The following is a 17,102-nucleotide window of genomic DNA, read 5'->3' as shown; positions in this document are numbered from 1 at the left end:
CGACTCCGGTGCTGGGACGCGCCGGTCGATCTTCCCGCGCGACGGCGCACGCCCGTCGTGCGCCGTGGCCCCTTTCACTACCACCGAGTAGGCGAACCCGCGTAATGCCCGCGGCCCGGCCGCCTCTCTCCGGTGACACGCGTATCCGAAGCGCGTGTCGGCGTGTACACGAGAGGAAGGTCCTGCCATGACGGGCTCGGGTGCCAAATCGGCGGTGGAGTGGCTGGTGTCGGTGGCACCGGATCCGGACGCCTGCCGCTGGGAGTGGGAGCGCAACCCCCTGGGGGTCGCGCTGCTTCCCGCGGGCCGGCTCTGGGACGTGCTCATCCTGCCGGGAGATCTCGGCCACCCCACCCTGGACGTGCTGGCCCGCGTCGTGGACCGGCCGGGTCCCGTGCTCGCCGACTTCGGCGACGCGCGCCTCGGGTTCTTCGTGCCCCCGGGCACGGTCGCGCGCTGGGTGGGCACGGGGGTGCGCGGCGCGGGCCAGGGCACCTGGATCGTCGTGCCCTACCCCGGGCGGACCACCGGCGGAGTGCGCTGGATGGTCCCGCCGGACGGCTCCGGCATGCTCGTCGACCCGGCGCTGCTCGAACTGGCGATGCACGAGGCGGCGGCGTTACTTGCCCGCGACGCGGGCGGTTCCGGCACCGCCGACGACGGCGCGGAGTGAGCGTCCGTGCGGGCGGGGCGGCCGGTGGCGGTGCGGGGCTGGGGGCGTCCGTAGGGGGGCGGGGCGGTCCGTGACGGCTCGGGGTTGGGAGCGTCCGTGCGGGCGGGGCGGCCGGTGGCGGTGCGGGGCTGGGGGTGTCCGCGTGGGCGGGGCGGTCCGCGACGGTCCGGGGTCGGGGGCGTCCGCGTGGCGGGGGCGGTGCTGCCGGAAGTCTTGACAAGCGCATTGGTCTGGACCATCTTGAGCGCGTCCCGCTCGGCACCTCCCCCATGTCCCCCGATCCCCCCACCGCCGGAGGCAGTTGTGGACCGCTCACGATTCCGCGCACCCCTGCGCAGATCCCGACTCGGAGCCGCCGCCGCGACCGCGGCCCTCGCGCTCGCGGCGACGGGCCTGCTCGCCGCCCCCAGCTCCGCGGACCCGGCGCCGCGCGCACAGCCCGCGCGCGCCGCGGCCGCGGAGCTGCCCGCCCACGCCCTGGTCGGCTATCTGCACGCCAGCTTCGCCAACGGCTCCGGCTACACCCGGCTCGCGGACGTCCCGGCGAGCTGGGACGTGATCGACCTGGCCTTCGGCGAGCCCACGTCCGCCACGTCGGGCGACATCCGGTTCAGCCTCTGTCCGAAGACGGAGTGCCCCAACGTCGAGACCAAGGAGGAGTTCAAGGCCGCCATCAAGGCCAAGCAGGCCCAGGGCAAGAAGGTCCAGATCTCCATCGGCGGTCAGAACGGGCAGGTGCAGCTGACCACCACGGCGGCCCGCGACAAGTTCGTCTCGTCGGTCTCCGCGATCATCGACGAGTACGGTCTCGACGGCCTCGACATCGACTTCGAGGGCCACTCCCTGTCGCTGAACGCCAACGACACCGACTTCAAGAACCCCAAGACCCCGGTGATCGTCAACCTGATCTCCGCGGTGAAGACCCTGAAGGCCAAGTACGGCCCCGGCTTCACGCTCACCATGGCGCCGGAGACGTTCTTCGTGCAGCTCGGCTACCAGCACTACGGCCCCGGCCAGTGGGGCGCGGACCCGCGCGCGGGCGCCTACCTCCCGGTCATCCACGCCCTGCGCGACGACCTCACCCTGCTGCACGTCCAGGACTACAACTCCGGCCCGATCATGGGCCTGGACAACCAGTACCACCAGATGGGCGGCGCCGACTTCCACATCGCGATGACCGACATGCTGCTCACCGGCTTCCCGGTCAAGGGCAACACCGCGAACGTGTTCCCGCCGCTGCCCCCGGAGAAGCTCGCCATCGGCATGCCCGCCTCGGTGCACGCGGGCAACGGCCACGTCTCGCCGTCCGAGGTCAACAAGGCCCTGGACTGCCTGACGAAGAACACCAACTGCGGCTCCTACAAGCCGCACGGCAAGTGGCCCGCCCTGCGCGGCCTGATGACGTGGTCCATCAACTGGGACCGCTTCAACAACGGCGAGTTCTCCAAGAACTTCGACAGCTACTTCGGGCAGTAGCGCGAACGGCGGGCGTCGGGCCCGCTCGGTCCAGGGCCCGCGCCCACAGCCGCCGCCGCAGCACCTCCGTACGACCACTGCCGTCCGTGCCGCCCAAGGCGTGCGGCACGGACGGCAGTTCGAGGGGCAGCGACCGCAGCCGCGCCGCGGTGCGCCCGTTTCACCGCCGTACGGCGACGCACCCGCGCGGCGCGGCGGAAGACCCCGGGTGGATGAGGACGCACGTCGGAATCCGCCCGTCCGGCTGCCGGGCAAGGGCGTGCGCGTACAGGCGGCAGGGCCTCCTCCGGGGCGTACACGCGCAGCGTCTTGGCGACGAGTCGGCGACGAGCGCCGGGCCCGAGCGGATCGCGTCGATCGCGTCGATCGCGTCGATGTCGGCGGTGCGCCCTTCGCGGGCGGCGGTCACGCCTCGACGAGACCGGCCCGCACCGCCTCCCAGGCCTCGTCGGCGCTCGCGCAGCGCGAGTCGTGCAACTGCCGTCCTGGCCGCGACGGTGGATCCGCGGCCCGCGGGTCCGGGGGCGGCGCGGAGTCGATCAGACGGCGCCGCAGCAGGCCGTCCGGGTCGGGGAAGCGGGGCAGCGTGGGCGCGGACGGCCGGAGTGATCGCTACCCCGGGTCCGGCCCCCGGCCGTACCGCGCCAGGAGGACCCGCACGGCCCAGAGCAGGATGCCGCCCAGGCACCAGCTCGCGGCGACGTCGAGGGGCCAGTGGTAGCCGCTGCGGACCAGGCCGACGCCCACGCCCGCGTTCACCAGGACGCAGCAGACGACCAGGACGCGGCGGGCAGCGGCCGACAGGAGGGGGAGCAGGAGGAGGACCGCCGCGCCATAGGCGACGGTGGCGGTGGCCGTGTGCCCCGACGGGTAGTAGCCGCTGCCGTCGGCGCCGGGCGGTCCCGCGCGGTCCACGGCCAGTTTCAGGGGGACCACGAGGAGCGGTACGGCCACCATCGCGAGCACGGCGGCCAGCGGGCCCGGCCACCAGCGGAACACACCGGCGCCGAAGCCCCGCAGGGCGGTGAACGCCACGGCCGCGGCGAGCACGGGAACGGCGACCGGCATGTTGCCCAGGTCGGCGAAGAACTCGGCGGCGGCGCCGGGCAGCACGCTGTCGGCGAGGGCACGGCCCCCGCGCTCGTCGAGGCGGCGCAGCGGCCCGTCCGCGGCCACCTGCCAGGTGAGCAGCGCGAAGAGGACACCGAGGGCGACGGGGAGCCAAGTGGTCGGCCGCCTCGGAGCAGGGGGGGTAGCTCCGAGGCGGCCGATACGACCGGGCTGCCGCGCGCCCCGGGGGGTTTGGGGCGGGCGGCCATCCGATCGGTGAGGAGTTCCGGAGCCATCGGCTCCAGGTGTGTGCGCGAAGGCACGCCCAGGGCGGGGCTGGGGAGGCTCCGACCCGGTGTCGCCCACGGTCCCCCGTGGGCGGGGTGTTTCTCTCATCTGCAGAAACCGTACGTCAGGAGGGAGGGGGCCGACAGGCGGAACGACATCCCGACATGGGCCTCCCACACGTTCTTCACAGGCCCTGAACGTCACTGCAGGTCACGCTATCCGCACAGCGTGCGGTCCGCACACGTCAGGGGGCTGATCGGGGATTGCCGGTGGCGCGAAAGCGCCGGGTACGTCAGTGACGTACCCGGCGCAATCCGGCACCGCGGGGGCGGCAGGGGTGACAGGGGCCGGGGCCGCCCGGGTCGCTCAGATCTCCGCGAACGCGGCCTCGATGATGTCCAGGCCCTCGTTCAGGAGCTCGTCGCCGATGACCAGCGGCGGCAGGAAGCGCAGCACGTTGCCGTACGTGCCGCAGGTGAGCACGAGCAGGCCCTGCGCGTGGCAGGCCTTGGCGAGCGCCCCGGTGGCCTCCGGGTTGGGCTCCTTGGTCTCCCGGTCCTTGACCAGCTCGATCGCGATCATCGCGCCGCGGCCGCGGATGTCACCGACGATGTCGTACTTCTCGGCGATGGCGGCGAGGCGTGCCTTCATCGTCGACTCGATGGCCTTCGCCTTGGCGTTGAGGTCGAGCTCCTTCATGGTCTCGATGGAGCCGAGCGCGGCGGCGCAGGCCACCGGGTTGCCGCCGTAGGTGCCGCCGAGGCCGCCCGCGTGCGCGGCGTCCATGATCTCGGCGCGGCCCGTGACGGCGGCGAGCGGCAGGCCGCCCGCGATGCCCTTGGCCGTCGTGATCAGGTCGGGGACGACACCCTCGTCCTCGCACGCGAACCACTGGCCGGTGCGGCAGAAGCCGGACTGGATCTCGTCGGCGACGAACACGATGCCGTTGTCCGTGGCGAACCGCGACAGGGCGGGCAGGAAGCCCTTCGCGGGCTCGATGAAGCCGCCCTCGCCGAGCACCGGCTCGATGATGATCGCGGCGACGTTCTCGGCGCCGACCTGCTTGGAGATCTGGTCGATCGCCTGAGCGGCGGCCTCGGGGCCCGCGTTCTCGGCACCGGTCGGCCAGCGGTAGCCGTACGCCACCGGGACGCGGTACACCTCGGGCGCGAACGGGCCGAAGCCGTGCTTGTACGGCATGTTCTTCGCCGTCAGGGCCATCGTGAGGTTGGTGCGGCCGTGGTAGCCGTGGTCGAAGACCACGACGGCCTGGCGCCCGGTGTACGCGCGGGCGATCTTGACGGCGTTCTCGACGGCCTCGGCGCCGCTGTTGAACAGGGCCGACTTCTTGGCGTGGTCGCCGGGGGTCAGCTCCGCGAGCGCCTCGGCGACGGCCACGTAGCCCTCGTACGGCGTCACCATGAAACAGGTGTGGGTGAAGTCCCGCAGCTGGGCGGACGCCCGCCGGACGACGGCCTCGGCGGAGGCGCCGACGCTGGTCACGGCGATGCCGGAGCCGAAGTCGATGAGGCGGTTGCCGTCCACGTCCTCGATGACGCCGCCACCGGCGCGCGCCGCGAACACGGGAAGCACGGAGCCCACGCCGCCGGCGACCGCGGCGGTACGGCGGGCCTGCAGCTCCCGCGACTTGGGCCCGGGGATGGCGGTGACGACGCGGCGCTCCTGGGGAAGGTCGGTCATGAGGGCTCCTGGGGGTGGGGTGTTGCGGACGTTCGACTACTTTCTTCGCAGGTTAGGGGCGGGGTGGGGGAGCGGGCATGCTCCACGGGGGAGATGTTGGGAAGGGACGTTGTCCGTGGTGGACATAGCGCCCCTTTGGCGTGATCGGCGCGGGTCCGGCCCCCGGGCGGCGCCCGGGCACTAGATTGAGCCGCGAACCAGCAGAACAGCGCCACGACAGGGCAGGTCAGGGGGCAAGGGCCATGACTTCCGACGGCACGTACGACGCTCGCGGCACGCATGCCACGCCGGTGCCGCGGCCGGCGCCGCCGCGCGGTGACACGACGGAGGGCGCGCGACCGGTACCGCTCCCGCCGCGGCCCGCCCGCGCGCCGGGCGCCGCGCCCGGTGCGGACGGCGCGTCGTTCCTCGCCTGGCTGCGCACCCCGCGCCCGAAGGCCGCGCCCGGCGTCTGGCGGTTCGGGCACGTACCGCGGCCCGAGCAGGAACCGGAGGTGGTGCCGACGCGGCAGCTCCTGAGCGGCGCCGTGATCGCCTTCCTGGTCGGCTGGCTGCTGTGGTCGCTGCTGTGGAACGGCTACCTCGGCGGCTGGTGGGTGGTCCCGCTCGAACTGTTCCTGCCCGACGCGTGGATCTACACCGGCGACAGCGTCGGCAACGCCGTCGTCTGGAACACGTATTACACGGCCATCGCCCTCGGCATCATGCTCACCGTGGGCCGTCTCGGCCGCTGGGGCGAGGTCTGGCGCCGCTTCGTCGCCCCCCGCGTCAAGCGCCCCGCGCCCGCCGCGCCGCCGCCCCCGCCCGAGGAGGACCCCGCGCAGTGGCCCAAGCTGCGGGCCGCGGGCGCCGGGCCCGCCGCCGACCGGCTCGTCGCCGACGCGGGCGCGGGCCTGATGCGGGACATCGACGTCGCCCGCATCGCCCGCGCCTGGCGCTCGGTGCGCTCCGGCAACAGCCCGCTCGCCGCGTTCACCGAAGCCGTCGTCCGCGAGGGCGCCGCGGCCTGCCCGCACCCCTCGGGGGACCGGGACCTGCCCGCGCGGGCCGCCCGTCACGACCTCGCCACCGCGCAGGTCAGGATCGGCACCACCGTCGACGACCCGCGCAACCCCTACGCCTACCGCGGCACCGGCCTCGCCCTCGGCCCCGACCTCATCGGCACCTCACTGCTCGCCGTCGGCCCCGCGGGCTCCGGCAAGACCGGCACCGTCGTGTGGCCGCTCGCCGAGTCGCTGTGCCTCCAGGCACTCGCGGGGCGGGCCGCGGTCGTCGTGGTGGGGGCGGCGGGCGCCGGGCTCGGACCCGGTGACGACTACGACGTGGTGGTACGGGTCGGCCACCCGGACTCCGTGTACGACCTCGACCTGTACGGCGGCACCTCCGACCCCGACGAGGCCGCCGGGGTCCTCGCGGAAGCCCTCGTCGGCGACCTCGTCGATCCGCACATCGGGGCCGACCACCGCCGCTCGACGACCGTGCTCGCCCAGCTCCTCGGCCCCTTCCACGCCGTCAACGGCCGCTTCCCCGGCGTACCGGAGCTGCGCGCCCTGCTCGACGGCGCGCCGGGACCGCTCGGCGCCCTGCGCGCCGCCCTGCACAAGGCGGGGCAGGAGGTCATGCTGCGGGAACTCGACGCCCGGGAGCGCCAGCTGGGGCACCCCGGCGACCCGGGGGCGATCCTCGCCGACCGCATCGCGCTCCTGGACCGGCCCGCGTTCGCCGCGTTCTTCGACACCTCCGGCCGGACCACGCCGTTCTCGCTGCGCGCCCTCGACCATCCCGTACGGGTCCGCGTCGACCTGCCCGAGCGCGGCCACGCGGACGCGTCGCGCATCCTCGCGCGCCTCGTGCTCGCCCAGTTCACCGCGTCGGCCGCGGTGCGCGAGGACCGCTCGCTCTTCGCCTGCCTCGTCCTCGACGACGCCACCGGCACGGTGACCCCCGAGGCGGTGCGCCGCATCCAGCGGCTACGGTCCGCGAACGCGGGCGTCGTCATGACCCTGCGGACCCTCGACGACGCCCCGCGGCCCCTGCGCACCCCGCTGCTCGGCGCCGTCGGCTGCCGCATGGCCCTGTCCGGGCTCACGCCGTGGGACGGCCAGGACTTCGCCGAGGTCTGGGGCAAGGAGTGGACCGAGGCGCGGGACGTCACCGACCGCCAGATCATCGCCGAGACCCCGGCGGGCAAGGCCGTGCACGTCCTGCGGCGCGTCATCACCGGCCAGGCGCCCACCGCCCGCGCGGTGACCGTCCGCCAGGTCGAGCGGGAGCGCTGGTCGGCGTCGGAACTGGCGCACGCGGTGCCGCCCGGACACGCGGTCCTCTCCCTGACGGACGTACGGGGGGAGCACGCGCCGCCGCTGCTCGTCGATCTGCGGGGGTGAGGGCCGGTCCGCCCCGGGGGGGCCATGAGGGGGCGTGCGCCGCGCGTGCGGTGCGCCCGCGCGTTCGCGGCGTAGGGAAAAGGCTGCCGTACGTACCCCTCAAGCCGCCCGAGGCGACCGTACGGTGAGGCAGAATCGACCGTAGCCGTCATACGCGACGGCCAAAAGATCAACGAGGCGGGCGCCGCCGGCCGCAACCGGACCGCCGGGCGCCCCGCCGGCCACGCCCGCAGCACCCTCAGCTCGTCCCGCCCCCACGCCACACCCACAGCCCGCCCCGAGCCCCCGCAGGCCGCGCCGCACCCACAGCCCGTCCCGCACTCGCAACCCACCCCGAGCCCGCTCCGTAATCACCGGAACCCACCGGACACCACCGGACACCACCGGAACCCACCCGCACCCGCGGCCCACACCGCACCCGCCCCGGCTCCCGCCCGAGGTCCCCCAGCCGACCGGCCCCGCCGCCGTACGCCCTGAAGGTCCCATGCCCCCCACGCTCGCCTCGCTCGTCCACCATTCCGCGCTCAAGCTGACCGTGCGCGCGGGCGAGGACCGCCTGGACGTCCCCGTGCGCTGGGCGCACGTCAGCGAGCTCGCCGACCCCGTGCCCTACATGGAGGGCGGCGAACTGCTCCTGATCACCGCGCTGAAACTGGACGCCGAGGACCCGGAGACGATGGCGCGCTACGTGAAGCGGCTCGTGGGCGCGGGCGTCGTGGGGCTCGGCTTCGCCGTCGGCGTGAACTACCCGGACATCCCCGACGCCCTGGTCGGGGCCGCGGCGGCGGAGGGCCTGCCGCTCATCGAGGTGCCGCGCCGCACCCCCTTCCTCGCCATCAGCAAGGCCGTGTCCGCGGCCATCGCCGCCGACCAGTACCGCGCGGTGACCGCGGGCTTCGCCGCCCAGCGCGAGCTGACCAAGCAGGCGCTCGGCGACGGCGCCCAGGGGCTGCTCGGCGCGCTCGCCGGACAGGTCGACGGCTGGGCCGCCCTGTACGACGCCTCCGGAGCCGTCGTCGCCACCGCGCCCGAGTGGGCCGCCCGCCGCGCCGCCCGGCTCACCGCCGACGTCGAGCGCCTGCGCGAGCGCCCCGCCCCGGCCAGCCTCGTCGTCGCCGGCGCGGACGACCGGGTCGAACTGCACACGCTCGGCACCGGCCGGCGGCCCCGCGCCGCGCTCGCCGTCGGGACCGCCTCCACCCTCGGCACCGCCGAGCGGTACGCGGTGCACTCCGCGATCGCCCTGCTCACCCTCACCACCGAGCGGTCCCGCGCGCTCCAGGCCGCGGAGGCGAGGATCGGCGCCGCGGTCCTGCGCATGCTCCTCGCCGGGGAGCCGGACCACGCGCGCGCCGTCGCCGGTGACCTGTACGGCGGGCTGCTCGACGCCCCCTTCCGGCTCGTCGTCGCGGAGGCCGCGGGGACGCAGGACGCGGCGGGCGACGCGGCCGGGGCCGCCGAGTGCGGCTGGTGCGCGGGGCTCGTCGACGCCGTCGAGGCGGCCGCGGCGCGCTTCGGCGAGGCGCTGCTCGTGGTGCCCTACGGCGAGCGGCTCGTGCTGCTCGTCGCGGACGGCGGGGCGGCGCAGGCCGCCGCCGTGGAGTACGCCGCGACGGTGGACGCGGAGCGGGCCGAGGGGCGGGAGCCCACCGAGGAGCCCGGTCCGCTCATGGGGCTCTCCGCGCCCGCCGGGCCCATCGCCGCCGCCCCCGCCTACAAGCAGGCCGAGCAGGCGCTGTCCGTCGCGCGGCGGCGCGGGCGGTGTCTCGTGGAGCACGAGGAGCTGGCCGCGGGGTCGGTGCTTCCGCTACTCGCGGACGATGCGGTGCGGGCGTTCGCGGACGGGTTGCTGCGGGCCCTGCGGGAGCACGACGCCACGGGCCGCGGCGACCTCGTCGCCTCGTTGCGGGCGTGGCTGTCCCGGCACGGGCAGTGGGACGCCGCTGCCGCGGACCTCGGGGTGCACCGGCACACCCTGCGCTACCGGATGCGCCGCGTCGAGGAGATCCTCGGCCGCTCCCTCGACGATCCCGACGTCCGGATGGAACTGTGGCTGTCGTTGAAGGCGACGGCGTCGACCGGGGAGTGATCTTGGTGCCGGTGCCGGTGGGTACCTTCGCGGGGCGCCCCAGTCCCGCCCCTTTCCCGTAACCAGGGGCGCTGCGCCCCCTGGACCCCCGCTCTTGTCGGCGCTCCGCGCCTCGTCCTCAAACGCCGGACGGGCTTAAACGCTGCCGCACCGGCGAAGTTCTCAGCCCGTCCGGCGATTGAGGACGAGCCGCGGAGCGGCGAAAGGGGGAGAGGGGCGCAGCCCCAGACGTCCGGGGCCCCTGACATTCCGGCGCGCCGGGGCAGGCGACTACGCCGAGTCGGACAAGCCAACGCCGAAACCTCCACCCCTACGGTGGACCCCGTACCCCCCGAAGAAGAACGAACCTCCGCGGAAGGGCCGGGAACGACATGACTTCCATCCACGCCTTCTGGCTCGCCGGTCGCCAGACCACCGGTGAGACCACGCTCGACGTCACCTCGCCCTGGGACGGACGCCTCGTCGCCAAGGCCGCCGTGCCCACCGACGCCCAGGTGGAGGAGGCCGTCGCCGCCGCCCACGCGGTGCGCGACGAGTTCGCGGCCACCCCGGCGCACGTACGCGCCGCCGCCCTCGACCACGTGAGCCGGAGGCTGGCCGAGCGCACGGAGGAGATCGCGCAGCTCATCTCCGCCGAGAACGGCAAGCCGGTCAAGTGGGCGCGCGGCGAGGTCGGCCGCGCCGTCTCGGTGTTCCGGTTCGCCGCCGAGGAGGCCCGCCGCTTCAACGGCGGTGAGGCCCAGCGCCTGGACACCGACGCGGGCGGCCAGGGTCGGCTCGCCTTCACGCGCCGCTTCCCCAAGGGCGTCGTGCTCGGCATCGCGCCGTTCAACTTCCCGCTGAACCTGTGCGCCCACAAGGTCGCCCCGGCCCTCGCGGTCGGCACCCCGATCATCCTCAAGCCGGCCCCGGCGACCCCCCTGTCGGGCCTGCTGATCGGTGAGCTGCTCGCCGAGACCGAGCTGCCCGCGGGCTCCTGGTCGGTGCTTCCGGTCGCGAACGACAAGATGCCCGCCCTCGTGCAGGACGAGCGGCTTCCGGTCGTCTCCTTCACCGGCTCCGAGAAGGTCGGTTACGCGATCATGGACTCGGTGCCGCGCAAGCACTGCACCCTGGAGCTCGGCGGCAACGGCGCCGCCGTCGTCCTCGGCGACTTCTCCGCCGAGGCCGACCTGGACTGGGTCGCCGCCCGCGTCGCGACCTTCTCCAACTACCAGGCCGGCCAGTCCTGCATCTCCGTGCAGCGGGTCATCGCCGACGCCACCGTGTACGACCGGCTGCTGCCGAAGATCGTCGAGGCGGTGGGGGCCCAGGTCACCGGCGACCCCAGCGACCCGAGGACCGACGTCGGCCCGCTCGTCAGCGAGGACGCCGCCAAGCGGGTGGAGTCCTGGGTCGACGAGGCCGTCGAGGCGGGCGCCCGCCTCCTGACGGGCGGCAAGCGCGACGGCGCCACCTACGCGCCGACCGTCCTCACCGACGTGCCCGCGGGCACCACCCTCGCCCGCGAGGAGGTCTTCGGCCCGGTCATGACGGTGACGAAGGTCGACAGCGAGCAGGCCGCGTACGACGCCGTCAACGACTCCAAGTACGGCCTCCAGGCGGGCGTGTTCACCCACGACCTCCAGGCCGCCTTCCGGGCCCACCGCGCCCTGGAGGTCGGCGGTGTCGTCATCGGCGACGCGCCCTCCTACCGCGCCGACCAGATGCCGTACGGCGGTGTGAAGCAGTCCGGTGTGGGCCGTGAGGGCGTGCGCTCCGCCATGGACGATTACACGTACGAGCGCGTCATGGTGCTCACGGGGATCGACCTGTAACCCCGCGCGGTCACGCGGGCGACCTCCCGCGTCCCACGGAGAACGGCCGGAGCCCGCTGTGCGGGGGCTCCGGCCGTTCTCGCGCATTCGCCGTACGAGGGCTGGTGACCATGCCCGGAATCGGGTACCAACGATCCAGTAGCACCGGTGAGTAACCAGACCGGTGAGCAGCCGAACGGCCCATGATCCCGACTCGCGGCGAGGTGAGTCTCTTGTCCGCACCACACTCCGCACGGCCCAAGGTTTCCGAGCACGAGGCCCGGCAGGTCGCCGAGGCCGCCCGCGAGCAGGACTGGCGCAAGCCGAGCTTCGCCAAGGAACTGTTCCTCGGACGCTTCCGCCTGGACCTGATCCACCCGCACCCGATGCCCTCCGACGAGGCCGCCCAGCGCGGCGAGGAGTTCCTCGCCAAACTGCGCGACTTCTGCGAGACGAAGATCGACTCGGCGCGTATCGAACGCGACGCCCTGATCCCCGACGAGGTCGTCACCGGCCTCAAGGAACTCGGCGCGCTCGGCATGAAGATCGACACCAAGTACGGCGGGCTCGGCCTCACGCAGGTGTACTACAACAAGGCGCTCGCCCTCGTCGGCTCCGCCAACCCCGCCGTCGGCGCCCTCCTCTCGGCGCACCAGTCGATCGGCGTACCGCAGCCCCTGAAGCTGTTCGGCACCCAGGAGCAGCGGGACGCGTTCCTGCCCCGCTGCGCCCGCACGGACATCTCGGCGTTCCTGCTCACCGAGCCGGACGTGGGCTCCGACCCGGCCCGCCTCGCGACCACCGCCGTGCCGGACGGCGACGAGTACGTCCTCGACGGCGTGAAGCTGTGGACCACCAACGGCGTCGTCGCCGACCTGCTGGTGGTGATGGCCCGGGTGCCGAAGTCCGAGGGGCACAAGGGCGGCATCACGGCCTTCGTCGTCGAGGCCGCGTCCGAGGGCGTCACGGTGGAGAACCGCAACGCCTTCATGGGCCTGCGCGGCCTGGAGAACGGCGTCACCCGCTTCCACGGCGTGCGCGTCCCCGCCGCCCACCGCATCGGCCCCGAGGGCGCGGGCCTGAAGATCGCGCTCACCACCCTGAACACCGGCCGCCTCTCGCTGCCCGCGATGTGCGTCGGCGCGGGCAAGTGGTGTCTGAAGATCGCCCGGGAGTGGTCGGGCGCCCGTGAGCAGTGGGGCAAGCCCGTCGCCCTGCACGAGGCGGTCGGCTCGAAGATCTCCTTCATCGCCGCGACCACCTTCGCCCTGGAGGCCGTACTCGACCTGTCCTCGCAGATGGCCGACGAGGACCGCAACGACATCCGCATCGAGGCCGCACTCGCCAAGCTCTACGGCTCCGAGATGGCCTGGCTGATGGCCGACGAGCTCGTACAGATCCGCGGCGGCCGCGGCTTCGAGACCGCCGAGTCCCTGGCCGCCCGCGGCGAGCGCGCCGTGCCCGCCGAGCAGATCCTGCGCGACCTGCGCATCAACCGCATCTTCGAGGGCTCGACGGAGATCATGCACCTGCTGATCGCCCGCGAGGCCGTCGACGCCCATCTGAAGGTCGCGGGGGATCTGATCGACCCGGAGAAGTCCCTGTCCGACAAGGCGCGGGCCGGGGCCGCCGCGGGTGCCTTCTACGCCCGCTGGCTGCCCAAGCTGGTCGCGGGCCCGGGGCAACTCCCGCGCAGCTACGCCGACTTCCACCCGGCGGGCCACCCGGACCTGTCGGGCCATCTGCGCTACGTCGAACGCACGGCCCGCAAGCTGGCCCGCTCCACGTTCTACGCGATGTCGCGCTGGCAGGGCCGCATGGAGACCAAGCAGGGCTTCCTCGGCCGGATCGTCGACATCGGCGCGGAGCTGTTCGCGATGAGCGCGGCCTGCGTACGCGCCGAACTCCTGCGCACCACCGAGGAGCACGGCCGCGAGGCGTACCAGCTCGCCGACGCCTTCTGCCGGCAGTCCCGCATCCGCGTCGAGGAACTCTTCGGCCGGCTGTGGACCAACACCGACGACCTGGACCACAAGGTCGTCAAGGGTGTCCTCGCGGGCACCTACACCTGGCTGGAACAGGGCGTCGTCGACCCCAGCGGGGACGGCCCCTGGATCGCGGACGCGACCCCGGGACCCGCGCGGGGGGAGAACGTGCACCGCCCGATCCGCTGAGACCGGCACATCTCAGCCCGTCCGGCGTTTGAGGACGAGGCGCGAAGCGCCGACGGGGGGTTCCTGGGGGCGCAGCCCCCTGGTTCGGGAGGGGGCGGGCCAGGGGCGCCCCGCGAGGACCCGGCGGAGCGCCCCGCGAGGACCCGGCGGAGCGAGTCGGCGGAGCGACCCGGTGAAGCGCCCCGGCGAAGCCGAGAGGCGCTGTCGGATGCGGGCCCCGCTCCGGCCACAATGGGGGCATGAGCGAAAGCCCCGTACCCCTCGCCGATCCGCATCTCGTCTTCGACCCAGTCGGGACCGACGCCGCGCGGGACATCGTCGTCCTCGGCTCGACGGGTTCGATCGGCACGCAGGCCGTCGACCTCGTGCTGCGCAACCCCGGCCGTTTCCGCGTCACGGGCCTGTCCGCGGCGGGCGGCCGGGTGGCGCTGCTCGCCGAGCAGGCCCGGCGGTTGCGGGTGCGGACCGTCGCGGTGGCCCGCGAGGACGCGGTGCCCGCGCTGCGGGAGGCGCTGCGGCAGGAGTACGGCGCCGGGGAGCCGCTGCCCGAGATTCTCGCCGGACCGGACGCGGCCACCCAACTGGCCGCCTCGCCCTGCCACACGGTGCTCAACGGCATCACCGGCTCCATCGGTCTCGCCCCCACGCTCGCCGCCCTGGAGGCCGGGCGCACCCTCGCCCTCGCCAACAAGGAGTCGCTGATCGTCGGCGGCCCGCTGGTCAAGGCCCTGGCCAAGCCCGGCCAGATCATCCCGGTGGACTCCGAGCACGCCGCGCTCTTCCAGGCGCTCGCCGCGGGCACGCGCGCGGACGTGCGCAAGCTCGTCGTCACCGCCTCCGGCGGCCCCTTCCGCGGCCGCACCAAGGCCGACCTGGCCGGGGTCACCCCGAAGGACGCGCTCGCGCACCCCACCTGGGCGATGGGACCGGTCATCACGGTCAACTCCGCGACGCTCGTCAACAAGGGCCTGGAGGTCATCGAGGCCCACCTCCTCTACGACATCCCCTTCGACCGCATCGAGGTCGTCGTGCACCCGCAGTCGTACGTGCACTCCATGGTCGAGTTCACCGACGGCTCCACGCTGGCCCAGGCCACCCCGCCGGACATGCGCGGCCCCATCGCCATCGGCATCGGCTGGCCCGAGCGGGTGCCGGACGCGGCTCCCGCGTTCGACTGGACCAAGGCCTCGACCTGGGAGTTCTTCCCGCTCGACCAGGAAGCGTTCCCGTCGGTCGGGCTCGCCCGGCACGTCGGGGAGCTCGCGGGCACGGCTCCGGCGGTGTTCAATGCCGCCAACGAGGAATGCGTGGACGCCTTCCTGGCGGGCGCGCTGCCCTTCAACGGCATCATGGAGACCGTGACCCGGGTCGTCACCGAACACGGCACCCCGAGCGCGGGAACCTCCCTGACCGTGGCGGACGTCCTCGAAGCGGAGACCTGGGCGCGCGCCCGGGCCCGTGAACTGACGGCCACGACCACCCCGCCGGTGACGACGGGGAACCAGACGACCGCGGAGGCTCGTGCATGACGACCCTGATGATGATCCTCGGCATAGTCGTCTTCGTGGTCGGGCTGCTCTTCTCGATCGCCTGGCACGAGCTCGGCCATCTGTCGACCGCGAAGATGTTCGGCATCCGCGTACCGCAGTACATGGTGGGCTTCGGGCCGACCCTGTTCTCGCGCAAGCGGGGCGACACCGAGTACGGCGTCAAGGCCATCCCGCTCGGCGGCTACATCCGCATGATCGGCATGTTCCCGCCGGGCCCGGACGGGCGGATAGAGGCACGCTCCACCTCACCCTGGCGCGGCATGATCGAGGACGCCCGCTCCGCGGCGTTCGAGGAGCTCAAGCCGGGTGACGAGAGCCGCCTCTTCTACACGCGCAAGCCCTGGAAGCGCGTGATCGTGATGTTCGCCGGTCCGTTCATGAACCTGATCCTGGCCGTCGTGATCTTCCTCGGCGTGATGATGACCTTCGGCATCAGCACCCAGACGACGTCGGTCGGCAAGGTCTCCGACTGCGTTATCGAGGCCGGTCAGAACCGCAGCACCTGCGAGAAGGGCGACAAGCCCGCCCCGGCCAAGGCGGCGGGCCTGAAGGCGGGCGACAAGATCGTCGCCTTCCAGGGCAAGCCCGTCGGCGACTGGTCGGCGCTCCAGACGAGGATCCGCGAGACGGTCGGCCCCGCGACGATCACCGTGGAGCGCGCGGGCGAGCGCCTCGACCTGCACGCGAACCTGATCAAGAACCAGGTCAGCAAGACCGACGGCGAGGGCGGCTACGTCGAGGGCAAGTACGTCTACGCCGGCTTCCTCGGCTTCACCCCGGCCTCCGGCATCGTCCAGCAGTCCTTCGGCCAGTCCGTGGACCGCATGGGCACCATGATGGAGAACGGCGTCGAGTCCATCATCGCGCTGCCCTCCAAGGTCCCCGACCTGTGGAACGCGGCCTTCGGCGACGGCGACCGCAAGCAGGACTCCCCGATGGGCGTCGTCGGTGCGGCCCGCGTCGGCGGCGAGGTGTTCACCCTGGACATCCCGCCGGAGAACCAGATCGCGATGATGCTGTTCCTGCTCGCCGGGTTCAACCTGTCGCTGTTCCTGTTCAACATGCTGCCGCTGCTGCCGCTGGACGGCGGGCACATCGCGGGGGCCCTGTGGGAGTCGCTCCGCCGCAACGTGGCGAAGGTGTTCCGGCGCCCCGACCCCGGCCCCTTCGACGTGGCGAAGCTGATGCCCGTCGCCTACGTCGTCGCGGGGATCTTCATCTGCTTCACCATTCTGGTGCTCATCGCGGATGTGGTTAACCCGGTGAGAATCTCCTAGACGCGCGATGTTTGCGGCGGTCGGGCACCCTGTGTGGCCGGCCGCCGCAGTGTGTGCGAGCACGCCTGCCATCGGGTGGACATCGGGGCGGGATGTGCTCCGGCCCGTCCGGGTGTCGTAACCTCGAACCCGCGAATGAGCGATGTGGCAGCGAAGCTGCGACGTACCAGCGAACCCGTGGAGCCCGGTGCCCGCCGGACTCGGGACCTCGATCCGGACCTTGATCCACACCTTGGGGATGCACGCCAGATGACTGCCGTTTCTCTCGGAATCCCGTCCGTTCCGACCAAGCTCGCCGACCGCAGGATCAGCCGCAAGATCCAGGTCGGGCCGGTGGCCGTAGGCGGGGACGCGCCGGTGTCGGTGCAGTCGATGACGACGACGCGTACGTCGGACATCGGGGCGACGTTGCAGCAGATCGCGGAGTTGACGGCGTCGGGTTGTCAGATCGTGCGGGTGGCGTGTCCGACGCAGGACGACGCGGACGCGTTGGCGACGATCGCGCGGAAGTCGCAGATTCCGGTGATCGCGGATATTCACTTCCAGCCGAAGTATGTGTTCGCGGCGATCGAGGCGGGGTGTGCGGCGGTCCGGGTGAATCCGGGGAACATCAAGCAGTTCGACGACAAGGTCAGGGAGAT

Annotated in this window: 12 protein-coding genes; 9 read left to right on the top strand and 3 right to left on the bottom strand. The window is 73.2% G+C overall.

Annotated features, from left to right (window positions below):
- Nucleotides 1-187 precede the first annotated feature (187 nt).
- Both GPA10_RS35355 and GPA10_RS35350 read left to right on the top strand, forming a co-directional pair.
- A complete protein-coding gene (locus tag GPA10_RS35355) occupies nucleotides 188-673 on the top strand; it encodes a hypothetical protein (RefSeq protein ID WP_157169034.1) in 486 nt (161 codons plus the stop codon).
- Between the two features lie 303 nt (nucleotides 674-976).
- Nucleotides 977-2,149, top strand: coding sequence for a chitinase (locus GPA10_RS35350; RefSeq protein WP_079086223.1), 1,173 nt, complete (start codon nucleotides 977-979; stop codon nucleotides 2,147-2,149).
- Nucleotides 2,150-2,309: 160 nt separating this feature from the next.
- On the opposite strand, the gene GPA10_RS35345 is transcribed toward GPA10_RS35350, so the two are convergent.
- From GPA10_RS35345 to gabT, 3 genes are all read right to left on the bottom strand, one after another.
- Nucleotides 2,310-2,558 carry a hypothetical protein gene (locus tag GPA10_RS35345; RefSeq protein WP_157169033.1) on the bottom strand — a complete coding sequence of 83 codons (249 nt, stop codon included), beginning with the start codon at nucleotides 2,556-2,558 and terminating at the stop codon, nucleotides 2,310-2,312.
- Between the two features lie 203 nt (nucleotides 2,559-2,761).
- Entirely contained in the window at nucleotides 2,762-3,325 is a 564-nt protein-coding gene (locus tag GPA10_RS35340; RefSeq protein WP_343041675.1) for a phosphatase PAP2 family protein, read from the bottom strand.
- A 528-nt stretch (nucleotides 3,326-3,853) separates the two neighbouring features.
- Nucleotides 3,854-5,188, bottom strand: a complete 1,335-nt coding sequence (gabT, locus tag GPA10_RS35335) for a 4-aminobutyrate--2-oxoglutarate transaminase (RefSeq protein ID WP_157169031.1) — start codon at nucleotides 5,186-5,188, stop codon at nucleotides 3,854-3,856.
- 242 nt (nucleotides 5,189-5,430) lie between these two features.
- Here gabT and GPA10_RS35330 point away from each other — a divergent pair, with 242 nt between their 5' ends.
- The 7 genes from GPA10_RS35330 to GPA10_RS35300 all read left to right on the top strand — a co-directional run.
- The gene (locus GPA10_RS35330; protein ID WP_157169030.1) at nucleotides 5,431-7,575 is read left to right on the top strand and encodes an ATP-binding protein; all 2,145 of its coding nucleotides are present in this window, start codon (nucleotides 5,431-5,433) and stop codon (nucleotides 7,573-7,575) included.
- 484 nt (nucleotides 7,576-8,059) lie between these two features.
- Nucleotides 8,060-9,664 (top strand): PucR family transcriptional regulator, encoded by a 1,605-nt coding sequence (locus GPA10_RS35325; RefSeq protein WP_157169029.1) that lies wholly within the window; start codon nucleotides 8,060-8,062, stop codon nucleotides 9,662-9,664.
- A 371-nt stretch (nucleotides 9,665-10,035) separates the two neighbouring features.
- Complete coding sequence (locus tag GPA10_RS35320; protein WP_157169028.1) at nucleotides 10,036-11,481, top strand: aldehyde dehydrogenase family protein; 1,446 nt, start codon at nucleotides 10,036-10,038, stop codon at nucleotides 11,479-11,481.
- A 182-nt stretch (nucleotides 11,482-11,663) separates the two neighbouring features.
- Entirely contained in the window at nucleotides 11,664-13,634 is a 1,971-nt protein-coding gene (locus tag GPA10_RS35315; RefSeq protein ID WP_157169027.1) for an acyl-CoA dehydrogenase family protein, read from the top strand.
- A gap of 239 nt (nucleotides 13,635-13,873) precedes the next feature.
- Nucleotides 13,874-15,163 (top strand): 1-deoxy-D-xylulose-5-phosphate reductoisomerase, encoded by a 1,290-nt coding sequence (gene dxr, locus GPA10_RS35310; protein ID WP_157169026.1) that lies wholly within the window; start codon nucleotides 13,874-13,876, stop codon nucleotides 15,161-15,163.
- Nucleotides 15,160-16,461 carry a M50 family metallopeptidase gene (locus tag GPA10_RS35305; RefSeq protein WP_157169025.1) on the top strand — a complete coding sequence of 434 codons (1,302 nt, stop codon included), beginning with the start codon at nucleotides 15,160-15,162 and terminating at the stop codon, nucleotides 16,459-16,461. Before dxr ends, GPA10_RS35305 begins: the two co-directional genes overlap by 4 nt.
- A gap of 249 nt (nucleotides 16,462-16,710) precedes the next feature.
- On the top strand, nucleotides 16,711-17,102 hold a 392-nt coding region (locus GPA10_RS35300), incomplete at its 3' end, for a flavodoxin-dependent (E)-4-hydroxy-3-methylbut-2-enyl-diphosphate synthase (protein ID WP_198351799.1).

It is taken from the genome of Streptomyces typhae, assembly GCF_009755605.1.
GTDB classification, from domain to species: domain Bacteria; phylum Actinomycetota; class Actinomycetes; order Streptomycetales; family Streptomycetaceae; genus Streptomyces; species Streptomyces typhae.
Note: the sequence above shows the minus strand (reverse complement) of the source record. Positions and strands in the feature narration are given on the sequence as shown.